1 protein-coding gene and 2 pseudogenes are annotated in these 3295 nt (G+C 42.1%); all 3 read right to left on the minus strand.

The genetic code is table 11. The annotated features are described in order from the left end of the window. Positions 1-17 precede the first annotated feature (17 nt). Positions 18-311: pseudogene (locus tag Q376_RS25365) on the minus strand (IS21 family transposase); the annotation flags it as partial. A gap of 570 nt (positions 312-881) precedes the next feature. Continuing rightward, positions 882-3065 carry a hypothetical protein gene (locus tag Q376_RS24780; protein WP_155834261.1) on the minus strand — a complete coding sequence of 728 codons (2184 nt, stop codon included), beginning with the start codon at positions 3063-3065 and terminating at the stop codon, positions 882-884. A gap of 101 nt (positions 3066-3166) precedes the next feature. After that, positions 3167-3295 (minus strand): annotated as a pseudogene (locus Q376_RS25370) (UTP--glucose-1-phosphate uridylyltransferase); the annotation flags it as partial.

Consider the following 3295-nt stretch of genomic DNA (forward strand, 5'->3'; position numbering starts at 1 on the left):
AACGGTGCCAGATATCACCTGAGCTGGCTGATGCCACCGGGATAGCCCTGGTCCTCGATTTCGCGCATCAATACGGTCGCCGGAATCCAGAGCGGGTGCGCGGCCTCTACCCGCGCCTGCAAGTAGTCCTTGAACGGGTCGAGCTTGCAGGGTCACGTCGACCGAGAGCTGTAGCGAGGCAGAGCGCTTTGGCCCCGCAAGTACTTGCGCACCGTGTTGCGTGACAGTGCCAGCTGTCGCGAAATCGCCTTGATTCCATGGCCCTGTCGGGCCAACACTTTGATTTCCACTGATTGCTCCTGGGTCAACATGTCGGCGGCTCAAAGCCACTATCATCGCCCGGGGGGCAAATTTACCTCGGCGTCAGGGGGGCAGTTTTACATCGGTGGTGACACATAGCGGCGGCTCAATGCCGCGACCGAAGCCTTCGATCGCTTTCGGATGGCGCGCGTGGTCGTGGCGCGTGGGTGAAGAATCTGAGCCATGGGTCCTCCGCAGACATAGGTTGACACCACAATCCCCTACACTCTGAGACCATACACCTAGGAGGAAATTTTCGGATCCGCCATGGAGCTCTTGTAGATCGATGACTTTCCAAATGTGATCTTGCGTGCGGTAACTTCTTCTACTCAGATGCTATCGTTGTGGCACCGGGAATATGTAAGACGTATCGATTGATCAGCCTCGGCATGATGAAAGTGTGTGTAATAATCGATCAATCACTTCTAACTCTACATTAATGCAGGTATATATATTGGGATGACGAGCACGAATTTTATAATGATTACATTTGAAAAATAGAAATGCTCTGAACAATAAAAAGATATGGTTTTAAAATCGGTAAAAACATGATGGTGGTATATTTAGACAATTCATTGTGATCAGTTGGGAGTAATTCTTTCACCATTAATTGCACGCCATGTATCTCCCGGCGTTGATCCTTCAGGATAATAAATCAAATTGTTGTCGCAAAAAATAAACAGTCCAGGGTGTTTGTTTTTATGATTGACATTGTGATTTATGTCAGCTAGATGAGCTACGCTCATCTTGAAATTATGTTGCAAACATATATTGCCCTCAAGAAAGGTTATAGATGCCGGCCTAATTCCGTCATTTTTTCCATCTATGAATAAATGGGTTTTTTCTCCAATGGATGAATTAACTCCGTGTATGGTGATATTATCAGCTCTGTTTATGTCAATGATACTGGTGGCATCTTGATTGATAATAAGCAGGTCGTTTATTGATACAGTTGAGGCGAAATCAGCTTGAATGCAATTTCTAGTATTTCTTATTATCCCTCCAGAAATGACGTAATTTTGCTTCCCTCTTTCCCTGTGTCCCTTTATTAAATAGCCGTTATCAGAGTTATTTATTTCTATATTACTGGAATAGAAACCTTTTTTTGTGTGCAGCGCATATATAGCAGTATTGAAATTATTTAACTTAAGGTTCACTAATTTAGGCTGGTTAAGTGCTCTGATGTCGAGGCCTTGATAAGTGCTATCATTTTGTTGGTTTCTGTCACCTTCTCGAGAAAAAATGGAGTTTTGAATGACGGTGTTTTCATGGCCGTCAGGTCCTGAAGTCCTTAGTGATTGTTCGATAGATGTTAAAGCCCTGTCTTGATTGTTTGCAGACAAAACGACAGTCATGTCTGAAAAGGTAATAGACTGAGACCAGTTCATCATCGCAATAGCTGCCCTTCGAGGTGTCCATGATGCTCCTTGAGTTTCATTTTGGTTTCGATCATGGTTAATAACGATGCTGGATATATGTATATTTTTAGATTGGCTTATAGCCATCGACCACCAGGTAGCTCCCCCTCTTGATATACAGCTATTTATAATCCCTCTATCGACTCCTTCGAATACGAAGTGTCTGCGAAAACTACCTTCAGCCATACAGTTGCTGATGATAAAATCAGCTTCGCTATTGGGAGTAGAGCGAGTATGGCTTTTGGGTAATCCTTCCGCATGAAAAGCAATTCTTCCATCTTGGCCATTCATCATTTGCGCATAACAACCAATCATATATCCTGTTGAGCCCCATGTAGAAAAAGCATCTCCTCTGTCTTCTCCAAAATTACTTGTACCATCATCTTCTGGACCAGCACCTACCCCAATGCATTCAAATGCGTTGCAGTACATAAATTTAGTATTGAACCATTCACCATTGGATGCTGTCGAAAAAGCGTGCAGCATTTTCCATGCATTGCAATTTATAACTGTTACATTATCTGCCGATATTGAGATCGCTCCTTGTCTTCCTCCCTGGGTACTCGCTACCATGTGAGGGTTGTCAAAGCTCAAATCCTTAATCGTTGATCTATTCCCTGTAATATTAAGAATAGGACTGTTCTGCATAGATTTTCCTGCGAGTAGTAATCCGGCAGATGTACCTATGATCAACTGTCTATCTAGTGAAGCGATGATGCTTTTATTTACATATATAGGCGTATCTACCACTACATTTTTTTTATCATTAAATAATTGATTGAGATTATCTGCAAGATCATCATCAGGATGTTTAGATTTGATACCTGCCCAAGATGTTGTCGCTCTATCTAATATTATGGTCGGTGCAGCATTTTCTAACCAATCTGAGAGAGTGGCTATATTATCATTGACGTCTATATTTATATCACTTGAACTTCCAGTGAAAGCTAGTTTGTTCAGTTGATCATTGCTTGTGATCTCAAATAAAGATAAGTTTTTTTCACGTAAATCTTGATCAAAATTTGTGGACTCGAATTTTTTTAATGCTATGTATGTAATGTCATTTTTAGAGATCAAATCTCTTTTGTTATAGTGGCCTCCTTCATAATAAGGTTGGGCATCATTAACATGTAATAATTCGCATATTTTTGAATTTTTTGACAGTATGCTATTTCGTATAAGATGGGCAAGGCTGGGTAATGGACCTGATTCGGTGTTTATTATACTATTTTCATCAGCATGAATAAAGTCGTGATATAAAAAACTGGCTGAATTTGCACGATCAGCCGCCGCTCTAATGATGTCAATAGCTCCATTTAACTCTAAGTTTTTTCCCTGATTTTCCATGCCTTTCTCCACATTGAATAGGAATGATGAGGTTGAGCATGCGATATGAAAGCTTTGAAAGAAACAAGGACGCCGGACGTCCTTGTTCTAAGGCACAAGTTTTATTTCGAATATTTTTTCAGCAGTTCCTTGAATCCCTCGCCGAACTTCGGATGACGCTTGGCGAACGACAGCGTCGCCTCGAGATAGCCGAGCTGGAAGCCGCAGTCGTAGGTGTCGCCGACCATCCG

The organism is Halotalea alkalilenta DSM 17697 (assembly GCF_000621205.1).
In the GTDB taxonomy this organism is placed as follows: domain Bacteria; phylum Pseudomonadota; class Gammaproteobacteria; order Pseudomonadales; family Halomonadaceae; genus Halotalea; species Halotalea alkalilenta.

What these genes read in the sequence shown, in the direction of transcription:
- Q376_RS24780 (WP_155834261.1), bottom strand. Translation starts at nt 3,065, where the DNA reads ATGGAAAATCAGGGAAAAAACTTAGAGTTAAATGGAGCTATTGACATC.